This window comes from Paracoccus sp. J39, from assembly GCF_000518925.1.
Classification (GTDB): domain Bacteria; phylum Pseudomonadota; class Alphaproteobacteria; order Rhodobacterales; family Rhodobacteraceae; genus Paracoccus.
Window position 1 is genome coordinate 142,942 of sequence record NZ_JAEN01000003.1, and the last position, 21,396, is coordinate 164,337.

Here is a 21,396-nt window from a genome sequence, read left to right on the forward strand (position 1 = left end):
GGATTCTTGGCGATCCCGGGTCTCAAGTCAACACAAACCCCCAGATATGGCGGGCTCTCGGCGGTTATCCACAAGATTTGAGGGTTCACCACAAGAAATACGCTGCTAATCTGGCCGGCATGATTCCCGCGCTTGCCATCATCCTGGTCTTCCAGCTCATCGGCGAGGTCGCCACGCGCAGCCTGGGCCTGCTGCTGCCCGGCCCGGTGCTGGGGTTGCTGCTGCTGGTGCTGTCCTGCAGCCTGCGCCCGGCGCTGGCCGAGATGCTGCGCCCGGTGGTCACCGGCATCCTGGGCCATCTGTCGCTGTTCTTCGTGCCGGCGGGCGTCGGCGTGGTGGCGCATCTGGGCCAGTTCCGCAGCGACGGGCTGGCAGTGGCGCTGGCGCTGACCGTCTCGACCGCGCTGGCCATCGCGGCGGGGGCGCTGGTGTTCCGCGCGGTGGTGCGCTGGACGGGCGGGGCCGAGGAATGACCGACGCGGCGCTGATCTGGAGCTATCTGACCCAGGGCCCGCTGCTGTGGCTGACGGCGACGCTGATCGCCTATTGGCTGGGAGACAGCTTCTTCCGCGCCATGGGCCGGCAAAGCTGGGCCAATCCGGTGCTGTGCGCGGTGATCCTGCTGGCCTGCGTGCTGGGGCTGACCGGCACCAGCTACCAGACCTATTTCGAGGGCGCGCAATTCGTGCATTTCATGCTGGGCCCGGCCACGGTGGCGCTGGGAATGCCGCTTTACGACAACCTGCGCCGGGTCAGGAAGGCGGCCCTGCCGCTGGTCGCGGCGCTGCTGGCGGGGTCGGTGACGGCGGTGGTCTCGGCCCTGGCCATCGGCAAGGCTTTCGGGCTGTCCGAGGTGATGCTGGCCAGCCTGGCGCCGAAATCCACCACCGCGCCCGTAGCCATCGGCATCGCCGAGGGGCTGGGCGGAGAGCCGACGATCACCGCCGTCCTGGTTCTGGTCACGGGCATCTTCGGCGCCATCATCGCCACGCCGCTGCTGAATGCGCTGGGGATCCGCGACTGGCGGGCGCGCGGCTTTTCGCTGGGCGTGGCCGCGCATGGCATCGGCACCGCCCGCGCCTTTCAGGTGAACGAGACCGCCGGCGCCTTCGCCGGGATCGGCATGGGGCTGAACGCGGTGCTGACCTCGATCATCGCGCCGCTGGCGCTGTATCTGTTTCAGTAACGAAAAAGGCCGCCCCGCGGGACGGCCCATGCAGCGCGCGACGGGGACGGTTACGCCGCGTCGGCCTCTTCCGCGGCGTGGCGGCGCTCGCTTTCCTCGCGCGACAGCGCGACCGAGGTGCGCACGCCCTTGGCCACGAATTCCATCAGCCCCTTCACGACGCGCTCGTTCGGGTCGATGCCGGCGCAGGACAGAACCTCGCGCCCATCGCGCGAGCGTGCCCAACGTGCAATCTGATCGGGCCCGTTGCCGTATTTTTTGTCATCGGCGATCGCATCGTCCAGCGCAGCCAGCACAACGGCAGCAAAAAGCTTGCGGGCCCGCTGTCCCTGTTCAAAATTGAAAGCCGAGCCATCCACGAAATCGCGCATCATCATTATCCTGTTTTTCTTGCGGTGCCCCCGCACCTTGACCCATGCCAAGGTTGCTGCATCATTTTGCCTCATAGGCGGCGCTGGCCGGCTTAGCCGATCCGGGCCGTGATTCGGTATGCCTCCAGCCGCATGACCGCCATGCACGCCGTGCAAGCCCCGGCAGATACGCGTAATAATCGCCAAAAGCAACGATCTTGCGACATGCGGAAAGGCCCGGGCGCCCTTGACAACGCGCAAACCGCCTTTCGGTTGCCACGAGGCACGGCAGTGGATATAGGTCCGGGCAATCGCGGTTCAACCCCCTGGGCCGCCGCGCATTCCCCAATCCTTTCAAGGCAATTCCGAATGGCCAAGATCAATGGCAATGAAATCAAGCCCGGCTTCGTGCTGGACCATGACGGCGGTCTCTGGGCGGCGGTCAAGGTGAACCACGTCAAGCCCGGCAAGGGCGGCGCCTTCGCCCAGGTCGAGCTGAAGAACCTGCGCGACGGGCGCAAGCTGAATGAACGCTTCCGCTCGGAGGACAAGGTCGACCACGTCCATCTGGAAACCAAGGACCAGCAATTCCTGTATGAATCCGACGGCAAGCTGGTGTTCATGGACAGCGAGACCTTCGAGCAGACCGAGCTGGACGCCGACCTGCTGGGCGACCGCCGCCCCTTCCTGCAGGACGGCATGGTCGCGGCGGTGGAATATTACGGCGACGAGGCGCTGTCCCTGCGCCTGCCGCAGAAGGTGGTCTGCCGCGTGGCCGAGACCGAGCCGGTGCTGAACGGCCAGACCGCCGCGAAAAGCTTCAAGCCGGCGATCCTCGACAACGGGCTGCGCATCATGATCCCGCCCTTCGTCGGCGCGGACGAGGATATCGTCGTCAATACCGAGCTTTTCGAGTATTCCGAGCGCGCCTGAGCGGGCCGCCGCAGGTCCCGGCATCACTCTATGGCCAAGGACGATTTGCGGGCATAGGATCGCCGCCAACACGCGGTCAAACTGGCGATTCAACGGGATGACGAAGTCGGCTGGCAGCACGGGGACGAACGGCCCCTGCAATGGCAGAGTCTCCCGGCTCCGCCCCGTGGCCGAGGGTGCCCGGCGCCTGGACGAGGTCCGCGCCGCGATGGACGAGGCGATCGAGCGGCTCAGCCGGCTTGAGGACGTCATGCGCGAGATGATCCAGACCGGGCTGGCGCCCACCGTCGGCGGCGGCGAGGGGCTGATCGCCACGGGCCCGCCCGCCGGTCAGGCCGGCGATGCCGAGGCCCGCGCCTCGGCGGCGCTGGCGGCGGTGCTGGTCAGCTCGACCCGGATCGCCGAGCTGCAGACCGGAGGACTTGGCCCGGCGATCAACGCCGCCATCGCCGAGCTGGACCCGATCCCCGGCTATATCTCGCGGCGGATGCTCGACGAACTGGCCATCGGGCTGGGCGAGCCGCCGCTGCACGCCAGGCCCCAGGCCGATCGCGGCCTGCGCCTGGTCGGAGGCCGGACGCGCAGCGGCACGACAACCGCCGCGCCGCTCTATCTGCGCCTTGACCGGCATCTGCGCCTGCCGCTCGATTCCGGCTCGAACTGCCTCGAGATCGAGCGGCGGCTGGGCGGGCGCTGGCACCGCACCGGGCTGCGCGCGGTCAAGGACGGCATGGGCGGGATCGAGGTCGATATCGCCGAACTGGAGCGCATCGCCGGCCCGTTCTCGCCCGAACTGTGCCGGGCCCTGACGCTTGACCCCGATCCGCATCATGCAGGGCGCAAGCCGCGCCCCGCCCGGCCGCGCTAGCCGCACCCAACCGCTTCGGCCGCAGCGTCGCATCGGCGGCGGGATGGACCGGATCGGCCGCTCCATGCGTTATGGCAGCAAAGCCACGGAGGGAACCATGGTGCAACCGACCATTCATGTCGCGCATGAGGATTACGGCAGCTCGGGCCGCTATGTCGCCACCCTGCCCGGGATCGAGGGCGAGGCCGAGCTGACCTGGCATGCCGGCGGCCCCGGCATCATCGTCGCCGACCACACCTATGCCCCCGACGCCATGCGCGGCAGCGGCGCCGCCGCGGCCATGGTCCAGCGCCTGGTCGCGGATGCGCGGGCGCGCGGCGTGCTGATCGTGCCGGCCTGCAGCTATGTGCGCGCCCAGTTCCAGCGCCATCCCGACTGGTCCGACCTTTATGCCGACGCCTGATCCGCCCGGCCGGGCCGCGAGGTGCCGCTCTTCCGGTATGTTGGCGCAAACCATCATATCAATTCCGGTATGCAAACCGCCTTTCTGCATGATTGACGGACATATTGGCGGGGTCTAGCCTCTCGGTCAGGCAGGCGGATCGCGACCGCCGCCATGGCGCGGATCGCCGGACGGAACCGCGTATCCCGCGCCCCGCGCGAAGGGGAGCTACCGGCTGGATCATGGCTGTCGAGGCGGCCGCCACCCGGACAATGACGACAGGGAGGAAACATGCCGAACCTCAGGAAATACGCCCTGGCTCTGGCCTCGGCGGCGACGCTTTCGCTGCCCGGCCTCGCCGCGGCCGAGGGCACGGTCGGGATCTCGATGCCGACCAAGACCTCGGCGCGCTGGATCGACGACGGCAACAACATGGTCAAGCAGTTCCAGGACGCGGGCTACCAGACCGACCTGCAATATGCCGACGACGACATCCCGAACCAGCTGGCGCAGATCGAGAACATGATCACCAAGGGCGTCGACGTGCTGGTGATCGCCGCCATCGACGGCACCACGCTGTCCAACGCCCTGGCCAATGCCAAGGCCGCCGACATCAAGGTCATCGCCTATGACCGGCTGATCCGCGACACGCCCGATATCGACTATTACGCCACCTTCGACAATTTCAAGGTCGGGGTCGAGCAGGCCACCACCCTGGTCGAGGGGCTGAAGGAACGCTTCCCGGAGGTGAAGCCCTGGAACGTCGAGCTGTTCGGCGGCAGCCCCGACGACAACAACGCCTATTTCTTCTACGACGGCGCCATGTCGGTGATCCAGCCGCTGATCGACGACGGCTCGGTGGTGATCCCCTCGGGCCAGATGGGCATGGACAAGGTCGGCACGCTGCGCTGGGATCCGGCCACCGCCCAGGCGCGCATGGACAACATCCTGTCGGCCAACTACACCGACAAGCAGGTGAACGGGGTGCTGTCGCCCTATGACGGGCTGTCCATCGGTATCCTGTCGTCGCTGAAGGGCGTCGGCTACGGCTCGGGCGATCTGGCCATGCCCATCGTCACCGGCCAGGACGCCGAGGTGCAGTCGGTCAAGTCGATCCTGGCGGGCGAGCAGTATTCGACCATCTTCAAGGACACCCGCGAACTCGCCAAGGTCACCGTCGGCATGGTCGATGCGATGATGAAGGGCGAGGAGCCCGAGGTGAACGACACCGAAAGCTATGACAACGGCGTCAAGGTGGTGCCCAGCTACCTTCTGGAACCCGTCGCAGTCACCGAGAAAAACCTGCAAGAGGTTCTTGTCGGCTCGGGCTACTATACCGAAGACCAGCTCAAGTGATCCTGGCGCGCGCCGCCGGTCCGCCCGGCGGCGCGCTTCCTAAGAAGGGGGACCGGGATGGACGCCATTCTGGAAATGCGGGGGATCACCAAGGAATTCCCCGGGGTCAAGGCACTCGACAATGTCAACATGACCGTGCGGCGCGGCGAGATCCGCGCCCTGGTGGGCGAGAACGGCGCCGGCAAGTCCACGCTGATGAAAGTGCTGTCGGGGGTCTATCCGCATGGCAGCTATCAGGGCGAGATCCTCTATGACGGCCAGCCCATGGCCTTCCGCGACATCAAGGACAGCGAGGACCGCGGCATCGTCATCATCCATCAGGAGCTGGCGCTGGTGCCGCAGATGTCCATCGCCGAAAACATCTTCCTGGGCAACGAGATCGCGACCCGCGGCGTCATCGACCGGCGCGAGACCAACCGCCGCACCGCCGAACTGCTGGCCCAGGTCGGCCTGCGCGAAAGCCCCGAGACCCGCGTCGGCGAGCTTGGCATGGGCAAGCAGCAGCTGATCGAGATAGCCAAGGCGCTGTCGAAAAAGGTCGACCTGCTGATCCTGGACGAGCCGACCTCGTCCCTGAACGAAAACGACAGCGACGCGCTTCTGCGCCTGCTCGCCGGTTTCCGTGACCGGGGCATGACGGCGATCCTGATCTCGCACAAACTCAATGAAATCAGCCAGGTCTGCGACAGCATCACCGTGCTGCGCGACGGCGCGACGGTGGCGCATCACGACGGCATGGTCGAGGAATCGCGCATCATCCGCGACATGGTCGGCCGCGCGATGAACGACCGCTATCCCCCGCGCGAGCCCAGGGTCGGCGAGGTGGTGATGCAGGTCAGGGACTGGACCGTCGCCGACCCGGCGCGCGAGGGACGGCTTCTGGTCAACCGCGCCAGTTTCGAGCTGCGGCGCGGCGAGGTGCTGGGCATCGCCGGGCTGATGGGCGCCGGCCGCACCGAACTGGCGATGAGCCTGTTCGGCCGCTCGATGGGCGACTGGAAGTCCGGCTCGGTCAGCATCCACGGCAAGCCGGTCGACCTCTCCACCGTGCCGCGCGCCATCAAGGCCGGGCTGGCCCATGTGACCGAGGACCGCAAGTCGCTGGGCCTGGTGCTTGAGGACACGATCCGCCGCAACATCCCGCTGGCGAACCTGGCGGGCATCTCGACCCGCGGCGTGGTGGACCGCGCGCGCGAGGGGGCGGTGGCGCGCGATTACCGGAGCCGCATCAACATCCGCTCGCCCTCGGTCGAGCAGAAGACCGTCAACCTCTCGGGCGGCAACCAGCAGAAGGTAGTGCTGGCGAAATGGCTGTTCGCCGAGCCCGAGATCCTGATCCTGGACGAGCCGACGCGCGGCATCGACGTCGGCGCGAAATACGAGATCTATACCATCATCCGCGACCTCGCCGCCGCCGGAAAGTCGATCATCGTGATCTCCTCGGAAATGCCCGAGCTTCTGGGCATCACCGACCGCATCCTGGTGATGAACGAGGGCCGGCTGGTCGGCGAGATGCCGACGGCCGAGGCCACGCAGGAGCGCATCATGCAGGTCATCATCCGCTCGGGCCACGACCTGACCGACGAAACCGTCACCCCCGAGGAAATCGAGGCAGAGGCCGCCCATGTCTGACACCACCACCGAACGCCGCGGCGACACCTTCGGCTTCATCCGCCGCAACATCCGCGAATACGGCATCCTCTTCGCGCTGATCATCATCATGGCCTTCTTCCAGGTGGTGACCGGCGGCATCCTGTTCCGGCCGGTGAACCTGACCAACCTGTTCCTGCAGAACAGCCATATCGTCATCATGGCGGTCGGCATGCTCCTGGTCATCGTCTCGGGCCATATCGACCTGTCGGTCGGCTCGGTCGCGGCCTTCGTCGGCGCGCTGGCGGCGCTGATGGTGGTGCGCATGGGCCTGCCGATCCCGGTGGTGGTGGTGCTGAGCCTGGCGGCCGGCGCGATCATCGGCGGCATCCAGGGCTACTGGATCGCCTATTGGAAGATCCCCAGCTTCATCGTCACCCTGGCCGGGATGCTGGTGTTCCGCGGCCTGACCATGTGGATCCTGCAGGGCCAGTCGATCGGCCCCTTCCCGCGCGGCTTCCAGATGATCGCCTCGGGCTTCATCCCGGACCTGTTCGGGCCGGACAAGCCCAACACCCTGTCCCTGATCCTGGGCTGGGGCGCGGCGCTGGTGATCCTGTGGCTGCAGATCCGCGGCCGCAAGCGCGAAGAGGCGGTGGGCATCGCCGACGAGCCCTTCGCCTTCTTCGCCGCCAAGAACGCGCTGATCTTCATGGCTCTGGTCTGGATGAGCTGGGTCCTGGCGAATTTCCGCGGCCTGCCCAACGTCTTCATCGTCATGGCGGTGCTGGTCGCGCTTTATGCTTTCATCTCCGAGCGCACGACGCTGGGCCGGCGCATCTATGCCATCGGCGGCAATGCCAAGGCCGCCAAGCTCTCGGGCATCAATGCCGAGCGGGTGGTGTTCCTGACCTTCATGAACATGGGCATGCTGGCGGCGCTGGCGGGGATCGTGGTCTCGGCCCGGCTGAACTCGGCCACGCCCAAGGCCGGCGTCGGTTTCGAGCTGGACGTGATCGCGGCGGTGTTCATCGGCGGCGCCTCGATGGCCGGCGGCGTCGGCACGGTGATCGGCGCGGTGGTCGGCGCCTTCATCATGGGGGTGATGAACAACGGCATGTCGATCCTGGGCATCGGCATCGACTATCAGCAGGTCATCAAGGGGCTGGTGCTGATGGCCGCGGTGATCTTCGACGTCTCGAACAAGAGCAAGTCGTGACGCCCGAACGATCCGCCATCGACTGGATCGCCGTCGACTGGGGAACGACAAGGCTGCGCGCCTGGGCCATGCGCGGCGCGCAGCCGCTGGACGCCCGCGCCTCGGATCGCGGCATGGGCGGGCTGAGCCCGGCCGGGTTCGAGCCGGCGCTGCTCGACCTGATCGGCGACTGGCTGCCCGCGGCGGGCCGGATGCGCGTCGTCGCCTGCGGCATGGTCGGCGCCCGCGGCGGCTGGGCCGAGGCCGAATACCGCGCCACCCCCTGCCCGCCGCTCGACCCGTGCCGCGCCATCCGCGCCCCGGCCCGCGACCCGCGGCTGGATGTCCGCATCCTGCCCGGCCTGTCGCAGGCCGAGCCGCCGGACGTCATGCGCGGCGAGGAAACCCAGATCGCCGGCTTCCTGGCCGAAAACCCCGGTTTCGAGGGCTCGCTCTGCCTGCCCGGCACGCATAGCAAATGGGTCCGCTTGGCGCGGGACCGGGTGGAAGGCTTCCGCACCTTCCTGACCGGAGAGCTCTTCTCGCTGCTCGCCGGGCAGTCGGTGCTGCGGCTGACCATCGGCGCGGCGCGGCCCGACCCGGAAGCCATGGCCGAGGCCGGGGCCGAGGCGCTGGCCGATCCCCATGCCGCGCCATCGGGCCTTTTCGCCCTGCGCGCCGCCGCGCTGCTGCGGGATCTGGCGCCGGAACGGGCGGCCGGGCGGCTCTCGGGCCTGCTGATCGGCGCCGAGCTCGCCGCCGCGCGCGACTTCTGGCGGAATGGCCCGACCGTGATCGTCGGCGCGCCGGATCTGGCGCGGCGTTACGAGGCCCTACTGCTGGCCGCGGGCGCGCAGGCATGCCACAAGGACGGGGCGGCGCTGGTCCTTGCCGGCCTTGCCGCCGCCAGCCGCGATCTGCCGGAGGACACATGACCGAGCCCATCATCGCCATCCTGCGCGGCCTGACCCCGGCCGAGGCCCTGCCCGTCGGCCGCGCGCTGCTCGAGGCCGGCATCGACCGCATCGAGGTGCCGCTGAACTCGCCCCAGCCGCTGGACAGCATCCGGCTGATGGCGACCGCGCTGGCCGGACAGGCGACCATCGGCGCGGGAACGGTGCTGACGGCGGAACAGGTCGCCCAGGTCGAGGATGCCGGCGGGCGGATGATCGTCTCTCCCAATGCCGACCCGGCGGTGATCCGCGAGACGCGGGCGCGCGGCCTGGAATCCTGGCCCGGGGTCTATACCGCCACGGAATGCTTTGCCGCCATCGCCGCCGGCGCCACCGGGCTGAAGCTGTTTCCCGCCGACCAGGCCGGCCCGGGCATGCTGAAGGCGCTGCGCGCCGTGCTGCCGCAAGACCTGCCCGTCTATGCCGTCGGCGGCGCCGGCCCGGAAAATTTCGCCGAATGGCTGCAGGCCGGCGCGCAGGGCTTCGGCATCGGCAGCGCGCTTTATCGCCCCGGCGACGCCCCCGAGACGGTCGCCGCCCGCGCGCGCGCGATCGTGGCGGCGCTGCGGGCTTGCGCATGAGCGCACGGGTCTTCGATCCGCGCATCTGCGCCTTGGGCGAAGGCGCCTTCTGGCACCCGCTACGCGCCCAGCCTTTCTGGTTCGACATCCTCGGCCGCAGGATGCTGTCGCGGCAAAACGGGGCCGGGCTGGAATGGCGCTTCGACGAGATGGTCTCGGCCGCCGGCTGGATCGACCGCGACCGCCTGCTGATCGCCAGCGAGACGGCGCTGATCCGCTTCGACCTGCGCGACGGCCGGCAGGAGCGGCTGGTCGCGCTGGAGGCCGACCGGCCCGGCAACCGCTCGAACGACGGGCGGGCCGATCCCTTCGGCGGCTTCTGGATCGGCACCATGGCACGCGACGGAGGGGCTGGAAAGGGCGCGATTTATCGCTATCTTGGCGGAGAGTTGCGCCTGTTGCGGGGAAACATGTCCATCCCGAATGCGATCTGCTTTTCTCCCGACGGCCGTCTGGCCTATTTCGCCGACACCGCGGCCCAGACCGTCTGGTCGCAGGAACTGGACGAAGGCGGCTGGCCCTGCGCCGAGCCCCGCGTCTTTCTGGACCTGACCGGCACCGACCAGTTCCCGGACGGCGCCGTCACCGACGCGCAGGGCCGGTTCTGGAACGCGCGCTGGGGCAGCGGCACAGTCGCCTGCCATGCGCCGGACGGCCGCCTGCTTCGCCGCCTGACCCTGCCCGCCAGCCAGCCCAGCTGCCCGGCTTTCGGCGGCCCCGGATTCGCGCAGCTGATCGTGACCAGCGCCGCCGAGAACCGCCACGGCCCCGAGGACGGCCGCACCTGGATTCTGGACCCCGGCGTCCCGGGCCGTCCCGAACCGCGGGTCGGATCATGACGGTCCGGGAATTCGGCACGCTTCCCGACGGCCAGCCGGTCATGCAGGCGACGATCTCGGGCCATGGGCTGACGGCCTCGGTCATCACGCTGGGCGCCTCGTTGCAGGACCTGCGGCTGGCCGGGGTCGAACATCCGCTGGTGCTGGGCTTTCCCCGGCTCGACCCCTATCTGGACGAGGGCCGCTATTTCGGTGCCGTGGTCGGGCGCTGCGCCAACCGCATCGCGCAAGGCCGCGCCGTGATCGACGGGCAGGAGCTGCAGCTCGACCGCAACCAGGACGGCCGCCACATGCTGCATGGCGGCAGCGACGGCTGCGGCCTGCGCAACTGGATGCTGGCCGATCACGAGGCAAGCTCGGTGGCGCTGGCCGATTACCTGCCGGCGGGGCATATGGGCTTTCCCGGTGCCATGCTGATCCGGGCGACCTGGTCCATCCTGCCCGGCCCGCTTCTGATGCTGACCATCCTGGCCACCTCGGACGACGCCACCTTCTGCAATTTCGCCCAGCACAGCTATTTCAACCTCGACGGCAAGGACACGGTGGCGGATCACCGGCTGACCATCCGGGCCGAGACCTACCTGCCCGTGGACGAAGAGCTGATCCCGCTGGGCGCCCCCGCCCCGGTCCAGGGCACGCATCTGGATTTCCGCAGCCCGGTCATGCTGGGCGGGCGGCTGGACGGGCCGCGCATCGACCACAACCTTTGCGTCGGGCCCGGGCGCCGGATCTTGCCGCGCAAGGTGGCCGTGCTGCAGGCGGGCGGGCTGACGATGGGCCTGCGCTCGACCGAGCCGGGGCTGCAGGTCTATGCCGCCGACCATCTCGCCCCCGGCGCGGCCGGGCTGGGCGGGCGGCCCTATGGCCGCCATGCCGGCATCGCGCTGGAATCGCAGCTCTGGCCGGATGCGCCCAACCATGCCGACTATCCCTCGGCGCGGCTCGAGCCGGGCCAGCTCTACCGCCAGACCACGGCGATGAGCTTTCACCGCGACCCGCAAGGTTGACGCAAGGTCAGATCCCGAACTAATGCGGGTCAGGGAGGATTCATGGACCCCGCATCGACCCAGCCCCTTGCCGCCGGCCCGCCGGCGCAGACGCCCTTCGCGGCGCAACTGCACGCGCGGCTGCGCCAGCGCATCATCCGCGGCGAACTGCCGCCCGGCACCCGCCTCTCCGAACAGGAGATCGCCGACCAATACACGCTGTCGCGCCAGCCGGTGCGCGAGGCTTTCATCCGCCTGGCCGGCGAGGGCCTGCTGGAGGTCCGGCCGCAGCGCGGCACTTTCGTCACCCGCATCGACATGGACTGGGTGCTTTGCACCCGCTTCATCCGCGAATCGGTCGAATCCGACATCGTGCGCCTGGCCGCGGCGCGGGCGCAGCCGCAGGATCATCGCGCGCTCTTTGCCCAGATCTCCCGGCAGGAAGCCGAAACCGACCCGGCCGCCCTGGCCCAGCTGGACGAGGAATTCCACGCCACCCTGGCCGCGATCGCCGGCAAGGCCATGGTCTGGAACCACCTGCAGCAGGTCAAGATGCACCTGGACCGCGCCCGCCACCTGCTGACCGCGATGACGCCCAGGGACACGATGCTGGCCCAGCATCACGCCGTGGCCGAGGCCATCGCCGCCCAGGACGCCGACCGGGCCGAGAGGGCGATCCGCCAGCACCTGCGCCGGGTGCTGCTGGACCTGCAGGGCGTGCTGCAGCTGTCGCCCGACTACTTCACCCGCACCGATTCGCTCGTCGACACGCTCGCCACCGAAGCCTGAAGGCGCCGCCCCGGCCGAGACCCCATCATCCGGCGCCGGTCCCCCGCAACCTCGGGATATCCAAGACAGCCGCGCCGCGACCGGAATGGCGCGGCGGCGCTTTCACCGTTTCCCAAATACTCCGGGCGGCCGCGCCGTCAGTCGCTGCGCCGCACCCTCTGGCGCTGCTCGCCCAGCCCCTCGATGCCCAGCCGCATCACCTCGCCGCCCTTCAGGAAGACCGGCGGCCGCGCGCCCATGCCGACGCCGGGCGGCGTGCCGGTGGTGATCACATCCCCCGGCATCAGCGTCATCAGCCGCGAGCAATAGGCGACCAGCTCGGCCACGCCGAAGATCATCGTCGCGGTCGAGCCCTGCTGGCGGCGCTGGCCGTCCACCTCCAGCCACAGCTCCAGCGCCTGCGGGTCGGGCACCTCGTCGCGGGTGACAAGCCAGGGGCCGATCGGCCCGAAAGTGTCGAAGCCCTTGCCCTTGTCCCAGGTGCCGCCGCGCTCGGCCTGCCATTCGCGCTCGCTGACATCGTTGACCACGCAATAGCCCGCGACATGCTCCAGCGCCGCCGCCTCGGAAACCTGGCTGGCGCGCGATCCGATGACCACGCCCAGCTCGACCTCCCAGTCGGTCTTCTGCGCGCCGGGCGGGATCAGCACGTCGTCGTCCGGCCCGCTGATGCAGCTGGTCCATTTGTTGAACACCACCGGCTCGGCCGGCACCGGCAGCCCGGCCTCGGCGGCGTGATCGGCATAGTTCAGCCCGATGGCGACGAATTTCGGCACCTGACCCACGCAGGGCCCCAGCCGAGGCAGGCCCGAGACGATGGGCAGCCCGTCCAGGTCCAGCGCCGCGATCCGCGCCAGCCCCTCGGGACCCAGCGCCTCGCAGGCGATGTCGGCGACATGGGCCGACAGGTCGCGGATCCGGCCCTCGCCGTCCAACAGCCCCGGCTTTTCCCGGCCCGCCGGGCCATAGCGCAAAAGTTTCATCCCTCGTCCTTTCGCTTGTTCAAAGCCGGTTGACCGGCGTGACCGCAGGCCGGCCGTCCAGCACCGCGCGCAGGTTCTGCCGCTGCAACGCGCCCATCGCCGCCCGAGTCTCGACGGTGGCCGAGCCGACATGCGGCAGCAGCACCGCATTGCCCAGCGCCACCAGCCGCGGATCGACCCGCGGCTCGCCCCGGAACACGTCCAGACCGGCGCCGCGCAGCCGCCCTTGCTCCAGGGCGGCGATCAGCGCCTCCTCGTCGATCACCGAGCCGCGCGAGATGTTCACGATCACCCCGTCCGGCCCCAGCGCGGCGATCACCTGGGCGTCGACCAGCCCCCGCGTCTGCTCTCCGCCCACGGTCGAGACCACCAGGTCCTGCACCGCCTCCGCCAGGGCCAGCGGACTGTCGTGCCAGACCCATCCCGGCGCCTGTTTCGGCTGGCGCGAGAAATAATGAATCTCGCATTTGAACGCCGCCAGCCGCGCGGCGATCTCGCGCCCGATGCGGCCCAGGCCCAGGATGCCGACGCGCCGCCCGGTCAGCTTGCGCGCCAGCGGAAACTCACCGCCCTCGGCCCAATGCCCGGCGCGCAGCCAGGCTTCGGCCGGCACGATCCGCCGCGCCTCGGCCAGCAGCAGCGCCACCGCCAGATCAGCCACGTCGTCGTTCAGCACATCGGGGGTGTTGGTCACCACGATGCCGCGGGCCGTGGCAGCGTCGATATCGATGGCGTCATAGCCGACGCCGTAATTCGCGATCACCTCCAGCCCCGGCAGCAGGTCCATCGCCGCGCCGTCCAGCGCCTCGTGCCCGCAAAAGGCCATGGCCCGGATCCCGGCGCGTTCCTCGGCCGGCAGGTCGCGCAGCGCCGCCAGATCCGCAACCTGCACCGCCGCGAACGCATCGCGCAGCGCCGCCTCATCGCTGTCGGAATAGGGACCGACCGCCAGGACCGTGTTCATCAGCCCCTCCCCACGAAGGGCATGTTGGTCGCCATGACCGTCATGTGCAGCACGTTGGCGCCCTCGGGCAGGCTGGCCATGTGCAGCACCGCCTCGGCCACCGTCGCGGCATCCATCAGCGGCTCGGTCCTGATCGAGCCGTCGGCCTGCGGCGCGCCCACCGTCCCCACGGCCGAGATCATCTCGGTCGCGGCATTGCCGGCGTTGATCTGGCCGCAGGCGATGTTATAGGGCCGCCCGTCCAGCGCCAGCGTGCGCGTCAGCCCGGTCACCGCGTGCTTCGACACCGTATAGGGCACCGAGCCGGGGCGCGGCGCCTCGGCCGCGATCGAGCCGTTGTTGATGATCCGCCCGCCCATCGGCTGCTGGCGGCGCATCTGCCGGAAGGCGGCGCGGGCACACAGGAACATGCCGTCGATGTTCACCCGCGCCACGCCCTGCCACTCTTCCCAGGAAATCTCGTCGATCAGGCGCGAAATCAGGATGGCGCCGGCATTGTTGAACAGCACGTCCAGCCGGCCCCATTCGGCCGCGGCGCGGGCAAAGGCCGCATCGACCGCCTCGGGCACGGTCACGTCGCAGGGCAGCACCAGCGCCTGCGGATGGCCGTCCGCGGTCTCGGCCAGCGCCGCCTCGCGCCGGCCGACCAGCCCGACCCGCCAGCCGGCCTGAAGGAACCGACGGGCGGTCAGCCGGCCGATGCCGCTGCCGCCGCCGGTGATCAGGATCGTCTTCATCGCATGCCCCCCTCGCCTCTCGCGGCGGGATGCTAGCGGCAACACCCGGCAAGGAAAAGGGCCGGCCCAAGGGACGGCCCCCGATGGTCGCCCGAAGGGATCAGGCTTCCGGGTCCCAGCCGCTGATCTGCTTGCTGTCCATGAACTCCTCGAGCCCCCAGACGCCACCCTCGCGCGCGCGACCCGAGGCCTTCACGCCGCCGAAGGCCGAGCCCCTGGCCCGCGACTGCCCGTTCATCTCGACCATGCCGGCGCGCAGCTTGCGCGCCAGCCGGTTGCGCCGGGCGCCGTCCTGGGTCTGGACGTAGTTGGTCAGGCCATAGACGGTGTCGTTGGCGATCCCGACCGCCTCTTCCTCGCTGTCGAAGGGGATGATCGACAGGACCGGGCCGAAGATCTCCTGCCGGGCGATGGTCATGTCGTTGGTGACGTCGGCAAAGACCGTCGGGCGCACGAAATAGCCGCGATTGACGCCCTCGGGCAGGCCGGGACCGCCGGCGACCAGCCGGGCGCCCTCGTCGATGCCCGCCTGGATCAGGCCCTGGATCTTGTCCCATTGCTGCTTGCTGACCACCGGGCCGATATGGCGGCCGGGCTGGTGGGCGCTTGCCACCGCGGTCTCTTCGGCCACCTTGCGGGCCTGCTCGACGGCGGTCTCGTAGAAGGACCGCTCGACCAGCATCCGCGTCGGCGCGTTGCAGCTTTGCCCCGAGTTGTAAAACACATGCCGCGCCCCGCGCGTCACCGCCTTGTCGTCGGCATCGGCAAAGACCAGGTTCGCGCCCTTGCCGCCCAGTTCCAGCACCACCTTCTTGACCGTGTCGGCCGCGGCCTTGGTGATGGCGATGCCGGCGCGGGTCGAGCCGGTGAAGCTGATCATGTCCACGTCGGGATGCACCGAAAGCTGCGTGCCCACGCCCGCGCCGTCGCCGTTCACCATGTTGTAGACGCCCGGCGGCAGCCCGGCCTCCTCCACGATCTCGGTGAAGACGACCGAGGACAGCGGCGCGATCTCGCTGGGCTTCAGCACAACGGTATTGCCGGCCAGCAGCGCCGGGATCACCTTCAGCGTCACCTGGTTCATCGGCCAGTTCCAGGGCGTGATCAGCCCGACGACGCCCACCGGCTCCCATGCGACCATGCTGGTCGGGGTGTCCGGGCGCAGCGGGCGGATGAATTCGAAACCCTTGAAGGCCTCGATGAAGGTCTCGATGTGATAGCTGCCGGCCGCGGTCTGGTCGTTCAGCGACATGTCCTGCGGCGCGCCCATCTCGGCGGTGATGGCGGCGGCCATGTCGGGGGCGCGGCGCTTGTAGATTTCCAGGATCTTCTCGACATGGGCCAGCCTCTCGGCCGGCGCGGTCTCGGACCAGGCGGGGAAAGCCGCCTTGGCCGCCGCCACCGCCGCATCGGTATCGGCCTGATCGCCCAGGCTGATCACCGCCACCGGCTCCTCGGTCGAGGGGTCGATCACCTCGAGGTCGCGCGGCGCGGCCGGCGCGACCCATTGCCCGTTGATGTAGAATTTCCGCTTGTCGGCAAGTCCGCCCATGACAGCCTCCTCTGATCTGCGATTGCCGGCAGACTGGCACCCGGACGGCCGGGCCGCAACCCGCAGCCGAGCGCGATTTTAACACGACTGAAAAGATCGTGTTGGACAATCCGCCGCACATGACTATCTTGACGCGAAAGAGCCAATGGAAAGGACCTGCAATGTCCCTGCGCATCAACGACACGGCCCCGGACTTCACCGCCAATTCGACAGAGGGCCCGATCAGCTTCCACGACTGGATCGGCGACAGCTATGCCATCCTGTTCTCGCATCCGCGCGACTTCACGCCGGTTTGCACCACCGAATTCGGCACCATGGCCCAGCTGATCCCCGAATTCGAGAAGCGCAACACCAAGGTGCTGGGCGTCTCGGTCGATTCGGCCGAGGACCATGGCAAATGGAAGGCCGATATCGAGAAAGTCGCCGGCGTCCCGGCGAATTTCGCCATCATCGACGACACCGACCTGACGGTCGCCAAGGCCTATGACATGCTGCCGGCCGACTACTACCTGCCGACCGAGGGCCGCACGCCGCAGCATTCCGCCACGGTGCGCACCGTCTTCATCATCGGGCCGGACAAGAAGGTGCGGCTGACGATGACCTATCCGATGTCGGTGGGCCGCAACTTCGCCGAGATCCTGCGGGCGCTGGACGCGGTGCAAAAGACCGACGGCGTGCCGCTGGCCACGCCCGCGAACTGGGTCCCGGGCCAGGACGTGATCGTGGCGCTGGCGCTGGACGACGCGGCGGCCGAGGCGAAATACGGCCAGCTCGACAAGAAACTGCCCTATCTGCGCTTCGCCAAGGACCCGGCGTAGGGCGGGTTCGAACCGGTCCGAGCGGAGACCGACAGAGCCCTCGGCCGCGCCCGTGGCGCGGCCGATATGCGCAGCAGCGGAATGCGTCAAGGATCGCGGTCTTCCCATGCCCGGCGCAGCCAGTCGATATTGCCGATTCGGCGATAGAATTTATGCCCCCGGCCGGCAAAGACCTCCCCCATCTTGGGCGCGCCGGCAAACAGCACGATCTTCGCACCTTCGGGCAGGCTGGGGTCGCGCCAATAGCTGGCGAAATTCCGCGGCACGCAGTCATTCTTGAAGCTGACGCACCAGCCGCGCGGCCAATATGTCAGCTTGCCCTGCCGGTCCAGCAGATCGCTGACCATCTGCTGTTCATGCTCGTAGCGGGCCGAGGCGCCGGCGGGATCGGCCAGGTAGCTGTCCAGCACCTCGGGATGCGCGCCGATGGTAAAGCGAAAGACCGAGGTATTGCCGACCATATGCAGGAAGCGGTCGCGGGCGGGGCGCAGGCGGCGCAAGGGCTTGGGGCGGAACAGGTCGTCATCGCGGATGATCGGCACCTCGCCCGGATAATCAAAGAACGGAGCCAGGTCGCCGACGATCACCAGATCCAGATCGAGGAACAGGGCGGTCCCCGAAAGTCCCCCCAGATCGCGGCGAAACAGGGCCAGCTTGCGCCATCGCGTGTCGGAACTTCCCGCCGGCAAGCCCAGCTCGGGCAGCGGCAGGGCCTCGATCCCGGGTGCAAGCCCCTCTGCATCATCCGTGAAGCAGATGAAGCGATTCGGCCGGTTCAGGTGGCGACGCACCTGCGCGGCCAGCAGGTTGACATCCGCCGCACTGTAGAGTGCGCCCCATTTCATCGTCAGGATCAGGACGGACTCGCCGTTCATGTTCAGATCTCGCTGTTTGTGGATAGCTTGCTCCGGTCCGAGCCGGTCTGGCAAGCGCGGGCCGGCGACGGCCTTTCATGGCTTGCCGATGGGGCGAGCAATCCCGCCTGCTCTCTTCAGGTTTCGCGGCTCTCCCACCAGCTGGTGCGGTCACGATGGTGAAGCGCACGCAGCCGGGCGAAGGCCGTGTCATGGATCTGCATCCGGTCATAGATCGTCTTGAAGATCATGCCCGCAGGACCGGTGGCGAAGTAAGGCTCCAGCCGCCAATACATGTTGCGGAGCATGTCATCGGTGCCCGCCTTGAAAACCGACAGCCCGTCGAAAAGCGGAACCATGCCGGCCTGAAGCCCCTCGATCCGCTCGGGCAGCGGGGTCAGCGCCTCTGCGCCATGGATATAGCGATCGGATTCACCGATCTTGACGGTATTGCCCAGAAGCGAGGCCATCATCGCAATCGACCGGGCTTGCGGATCGCGGGCATGGTCGGCAAGCGTGTCCGCCGCAGAGATCAGCCAGCGCAGGTTCAGGTGCCGGCACAGGAACTCCGCCTCCTGCGCCCAAAGCCCTTCGAACTGCGCGATGTTTTCGGCCAGCCGCACCTCGCGGCGGATCAGGACGATCAGAGAGGCATGATGGAAAAGAAGCTCCGCCTGTCCGGAAAACTCGCGCCTCAGATTCGCCAGATGCAGGTCGAGCGACTTTTCCGATCCATGGGTCTGCACCGGCTCGCCGGCCTCGATGATCCGGTCCCGCATCGCGGCCAGATCGGGATCAGCGACGATATGCCGCCGCGCGCCCCAGCGCTTGCGGTGCTGGTTCAGCGAGAAGAAACGCTCGAACCTCGATTTCTTGCGCCTGACCATCCGCCCGTCTCCGCCGGCAGGATCAAACCCGTCCGGCCGGTATCTCAGTAGAAGGAACCCGGACGGCGCCGGGTTCCTCTGATGTCTCGAAAATCAGCCTTCGGCCGGTTCTTCCTTGGCCTGGCTGATCTCCTCGCCGGTTTCCTGGTCGACCATCTTCATGCCCAGGCGCACCTTGCCGCGGTCGTCGAAGCCCAGCAGCTTGACCTTGACCTCCTGGCCCTCCTTCAGCACCTCGTTGGGGTGGTTCAGGCGCTTGTTGGCGATCTGGCTGACATGCACCAGACCGTCGCGCTTGCCGAAGAAGTTCACGAAGGCGCCGAAATCGACCAGCTTCACCACCTTGCCGGTGTAGATCTTGCCCTCTTCCGGCTCGGCCACGATCGAATAGATCATGTCATAGGCCTTCTTGATCGAATCGGCATTGGCCGAGGCGATCTTGATGGTGCCGTCGTCGCTGATATCGACTTTCGCGCCCGAGGTCTCGACGATCTCGCGGATCACCTTGCCGCCCGAGCCGATCACTTCGCGGATCTTGTCGGTCGGGATGGTCATGGTCTCGATGCGCGGGGCATGGGCGCTGAACTCGCGCCGGCCCTCGGTCAGGGCCTTCGCCATCTCGCCCAGGATGTGCATCCGGCCGTCCTTGGCCTGCGCCAGCGCCTGCTCCATGATCGCCGGGGTGATGCCCGCGACCTTGATGTCCATCTGCAGCGAGGTGATGCCGTTTTCGGTGCCGGCGACCTTGAAGTCCATGTCGCCGAGGTGATCCTCGTCGCCCAGGATGTCGGTCAGCACCGCCCAGCGGCCGTCCTCTTCCAGGATCAGGCCCATGGCGACGCCGGCGACCGGCGCCTTCAGCGGCACGCCCGCATCCATCATCGACAGCGAGCCGCCGCAGACCGAGGCCATCGAGGACGAGCCGTTCGACTCGGTGATCTCGCTGACCACGCGGATGGTATAGGGGAAGTCGGTCGCGGCCGGCAGCACCGCCTGCAGCGCCCGCCAGGCCAGCTTGCCGTGGCCGATCTCGCGACGGCCGGGGCTGCCGACGCGGCCCACCTCGCCCACCGAATAGGGCGGGAAGTTGTAGTGCAGCAGGAAGTTCGAGCGCGAGTTGCCGTGCAGCGCGTCGATGATCTGCTCGTCATCGCCGGTGCCCAGCGTGGTCACGACCAGCGCCTGGGTCTCGCCGCGGGTGAACAGCGCCGAGCCGTGGGTGCGGGGCAGGAAGCCCACCTCGCAGTCGATGGGGCGCACGGTGCGGGTGTCGCGGCCGTCGATGCGCGGATGGCCGTCGATGATGCCGCCGCGCAGGATGCCCGATTCCAGCTTCTTCAGCGCCGAGCCCAGGTTGGGATCCAGCAGCTCTTCCTCGGACAGGCCCTCAAGGACCTTGGCCTTGGCGGCCTCGATGGCGTCGCGGCGCTCGCCCTTGTCGCGGATCGCGTAGGCGGCGCGCATATCCGCCTCGCCCAGCGATTTCACGCGGGCATAGAGCACGCTGTAATCCGGCGCCTGGAACTCGAAGGGCTCTTTCGCGGCCGCCTCGGCCAGGTCGATGATCAGGTCGATCACCGGCTGCATCGCCTCGTGGCCGAATTTCACCGCGCCCAGCATCTCGGCCTCGGTCAGCTCATAGGCTTCCGATTCGACCATCATCACCGCGTCGCGGGTGCCGGCGACGACCAGGTCCAGCCGCTGCTCGGGGTTCGAGCGCAGCTGATCCATGTCCTGCACTTCGGGATTCAGCACATATTCGCCATTGGCGAAACCGACGCGGGCGGCGCCGATCGGGCCCATGAAGGGCACGCCCGAAATGGTCAGCGCGGCCGAGGCGGCGATCATCGCCACGATGTCGGGATCGTTGACCAGGTCATGGCTCAGCACCGTGCACATCACCAGCACTTCATGCTTGAAGCCGGGGACGAAAAGCGGGCGGATCGGCCGGTCGATCAGGCGCGCGGTCAGCGTCTCCTTTTCCGAGGGACGGGCCTCGCGCTTGAAGAAGCCGCCCGGGATCTTGCCGGCGGCGTAGTATTTTTCCTGATAATGCACCGTCAGGGGGAAGAAGTCCTGACCGGGCTTGGGTTCTTTCGCGAAAGTGACGTTGGCCATCACGCTGGTCTCGCCCAGGGTGGCGATGACCGAGCCGTCGGCCTGACGGGCAACCTTGCCCGTTTCCAGCGTGAGCGTTTCCTGGCCCCACTGGATGGATTTCTTCACTTCATCAAACATCTGGTTTCCTCTGGCGACGCGCCGGCCCTTCCGGTCGCGCCCCGTGTCAAATGGCGGCCCCATTGCCGCCGCCCCTATCCTTCGCATGTGCCCCGGGGCCTGGCGTCACGTCACAGATGGGGACGCCCCATACAGGAAAACAAGGGATATGGGAAGTGGCTTGCGCCTGCCGGACCGGCGCGCGGCTTGTCCGTTCCGCCATCGTCCCCGGGCTGCCGGCCGACCGCACCCTGACCCGCCGCCGCCGGCGCAGCCTCGAAGGATCCCGTCAGCCGCGCCGGCCCGCCCGGTTCGCAGCACCACTGCCGCATGGGCCGGCGAAGTGGCGGGACCTTTTCGTCGTCCCCCGCCG

At 68.3% G+C, this 21,396-nt stretch carries 22 protein-coding genes; 14 read left to right on the forward strand and 8 right to left on the reverse strand.

Features of this window, described 5'->3' with window-relative positions; all coding sequences use genetic code 11:
* Window positions 1-119: 119 nt before the first annotated feature.
* A complete protein-coding gene (locus L632_RS0104100; RefSeq protein ID WP_028711665.1) occupies window positions 120-473 on the forward strand; it encodes a CidA/LrgA family protein in 354 nt (117 codons plus the stop codon).
* Complete coding sequence (locus L632_RS0104105) at window positions 470-1,186, forward strand: LrgB family protein (protein ID WP_028711666.1); 717 nt, start codon at window positions 470-472, stop codon at window positions 1,184-1,186. The genes L632_RS0104100 and L632_RS0104105 overlap by 4 nt, the downstream gene beginning before the upstream one ends.
* A 50-nt stretch (window positions 1,187-1,236) precedes the next feature.
* Here the strand turns inward: L632_RS0104105 and L632_RS0104110 are convergent, their stop codons facing one another.
* Window positions 1,237-1,557, reverse strand: coding sequence for a DUF6280 family protein (locus L632_RS0104110; protein ID WP_024842734.1), 321 nt, complete (start codon window positions 1,555-1,557; stop codon window positions 1,237-1,239).
* Window positions 1,558-1,905: 348 nt separating this feature from the next.
* On the opposite strand from L632_RS0104110, the gene efp reads away from it, so the two are divergent.
* The 11 genes from efp to L632_RS0104165 all read left to right on the forward strand — a co-directional run bounded on the left by efp (window position 1,906) and on the right by L632_RS0104165 (window position 12,011).
* Complete coding sequence (gene efp / locus L632_RS0104115; protein WP_028711667.1) at window positions 1,906-2,469, forward strand: elongation factor P; 564 nt, start codon at window positions 1,906-1,908, stop codon at window positions 2,467-2,469.
* A gap of 166 nt (window positions 2,470-2,635) precedes the next feature.
* On the forward strand, window positions 2,636-3,337 hold the full coding sequence (locus L632_RS0104120; protein ID WP_028711668.1) for a hypothetical protein: 702 nt from the start codon (window positions 2,636-2,638) through the stop codon (window positions 3,335-3,337).
* 97 nt (window positions 3,338-3,434) lie between these two features.
* Entirely contained in the window at window positions 3,435-3,740 is a 306-nt protein-coding gene (locus L632_RS0104125) for a GNAT family N-acetyltransferase (RefSeq protein WP_028716398.1), read from the forward strand.
* A gap of 270 nt (window positions 3,741-4,010) precedes the next feature.
* Window positions 4,011-5,075, forward strand: coding sequence for a multiple monosaccharide ABC transporter substrate-binding protein (gene chvE, locus L632_RS0104130; RefSeq protein WP_028711670.1), 1,065 nt, complete (start codon window positions 4,011-4,013; stop codon window positions 5,073-5,075).
* 57 nt (window positions 5,076-5,132) lie between these two features.
* Complete coding sequence (gene mmsA / locus L632_RS0104135) at window positions 5,133-6,707, forward strand: multiple monosaccharide ABC transporter ATP-binding protein (RefSeq protein ID WP_028711671.1); 1,575 nt, start codon at window positions 5,133-5,135, stop codon at window positions 6,705-6,707.
* The gene (gene mmsB / locus L632_RS0104140) at window positions 6,700-7,884 is read left to right on the forward strand and encodes a multiple monosaccharide ABC transporter permease (protein WP_028711672.1); all 1,185 of its coding nucleotides are present in this window, start codon (window positions 6,700-6,702) and stop codon (window positions 7,882-7,884) included. The genes mmsA and mmsB overlap by 8 nt, the downstream gene beginning before the upstream one ends.
* Window positions 7,881-8,798 (forward strand): 2-dehydro-3-deoxygalactonokinase, encoded by a 918-nt coding sequence (locus tag L632_RS0104145; RefSeq protein ID WP_028711673.1) that lies wholly within the window; start codon window positions 7,881-7,883, stop codon window positions 8,796-8,798. Before mmsB ends, L632_RS0104145 begins: the two co-directional genes overlap by 4 nt.
* Window positions 8,795-9,397, forward strand: coding sequence for a 2-dehydro-3-deoxy-6-phosphogalactonate aldolase (locus L632_RS0104150; RefSeq protein ID WP_028711674.1), 603 nt, complete (start codon window positions 8,795-8,797; stop codon window positions 9,395-9,397). The genes L632_RS0104145 and L632_RS0104150 overlap by 4 nt, the downstream gene beginning before the upstream one ends.
* On the forward strand, window positions 9,394-10,236 hold the full coding sequence (locus tag L632_RS0104155; RefSeq protein WP_028711675.1) for an SMP-30/gluconolactonase/LRE family protein: 843 nt from the start codon (window positions 9,394-9,396) through the stop codon (window positions 10,234-10,236). Before L632_RS0104150 ends, L632_RS0104155 begins: the two co-directional genes overlap by 4 nt.
* Window positions 10,233-11,243, forward strand: a complete 1,011-nt coding sequence (locus L632_RS0104160; protein WP_028711676.1) for an aldose epimerase family protein — start codon at window positions 10,233-10,235, stop codon at window positions 11,241-11,243. Before L632_RS0104155 ends, L632_RS0104160 begins: the two co-directional genes overlap by 4 nt.
* A 42-nt stretch (window positions 11,244-11,285) precedes the next feature.
* Window positions 11,286-12,011: a GntR family transcriptional regulator gene (locus L632_RS0104165; protein WP_028711677.1), complete on the forward strand. Its 726-nt coding sequence runs from the start codon at window positions 11,286-11,288 to the stop codon at window positions 12,009-12,011.
* 137 nt (window positions 12,012-12,148) lie between these two features.
* Here L632_RS0104165 and L632_RS0104170 read toward each other — a convergent pair whose 3' ends face one another.
* The 4 genes from L632_RS0104170 to L632_RS0104185 all read right to left on the reverse strand — a co-directional run bounded on the left by L632_RS0104170 (window position 12,149) and on the right by L632_RS0104185 (window position 16,247).
* Window positions 12,149-12,994, reverse strand: a complete 846-nt coding sequence (locus tag L632_RS0104170) for an ureidoglycolate lyase (protein ID WP_028716399.1) — start codon at window positions 12,992-12,994, stop codon at window positions 12,149-12,151.
* Between the two features lie 19 nt (window positions 12,995-13,013).
* A complete protein-coding gene (locus L632_RS0104175; RefSeq protein WP_028711679.1) occupies window positions 13,014-13,958 on the reverse strand; it encodes a 2-hydroxyacid dehydrogenase in 945 nt (314 codons plus the stop codon).
* Window positions 13,958-14,695 (reverse strand): SDR family oxidoreductase, encoded by a 738-nt coding sequence (locus L632_RS0104180; RefSeq protein WP_028711680.1) that lies wholly within the window; start codon window positions 14,693-14,695, stop codon window positions 13,958-13,960. The genes L632_RS0104175 and L632_RS0104180 overlap by 1 nt, the downstream gene beginning before the upstream one ends.
* Before the next feature lie 100 nt (window positions 14,696-14,795).
* Complete coding sequence (locus L632_RS0104185; protein WP_028711681.1) at window positions 14,796-16,247, reverse strand: aldehyde dehydrogenase family protein; 1,452 nt, start codon at window positions 16,245-16,247, stop codon at window positions 14,796-14,798.
* A 161-nt stretch (window positions 16,248-16,408) separates the two neighbouring features.
* Between L632_RS0104185 and L632_RS0104190 the strand changes: the two genes are divergently transcribed.
* Window positions 16,409-17,065 (forward strand): peroxiredoxin, encoded by a 657-nt coding sequence (locus tag L632_RS0104190; protein WP_028711682.1) that lies wholly within the window; start codon window positions 16,409-16,411, stop codon window positions 17,063-17,065.
* A gap of 86 nt (window positions 17,066-17,151) precedes the next feature.
* On the opposite strand, the gene L632_RS0104195 is transcribed toward L632_RS0104190, so the two are convergent.
* From L632_RS0104195 to pnp, 3 genes are all read right to left on the reverse strand, one after another.
* The gene (locus tag L632_RS0104195; protein WP_036697295.1) at window positions 17,152-17,940 is read right to left on the reverse strand and encodes a hypothetical protein; all 789 of its coding nucleotides are present in this window, start codon (window positions 17,938-17,940) and stop codon (window positions 17,152-17,154) included.
* Between the two features lie 116 nt (window positions 17,941-18,056).
* Window positions 18,057-18,806: a hypothetical protein gene (locus tag L632_RS0104200; protein ID WP_028716401.1), complete on the reverse strand. Its 750-nt coding sequence runs from the start codon at window positions 18,804-18,806 to the stop codon at window positions 18,057-18,059.
* 93 nt (window positions 18,807-18,899) lie between these two features.
* Window positions 18,900-21,044, reverse strand: coding sequence for a polyribonucleotide nucleotidyltransferase (pnp, locus tag L632_RS0104205; protein ID WP_028711685.1), 2,145 nt, complete (start codon window positions 21,042-21,044; stop codon window positions 18,900-18,902).
* Between the last annotated feature and the right edge of the window lie 352 nt (window positions 21,045-21,396).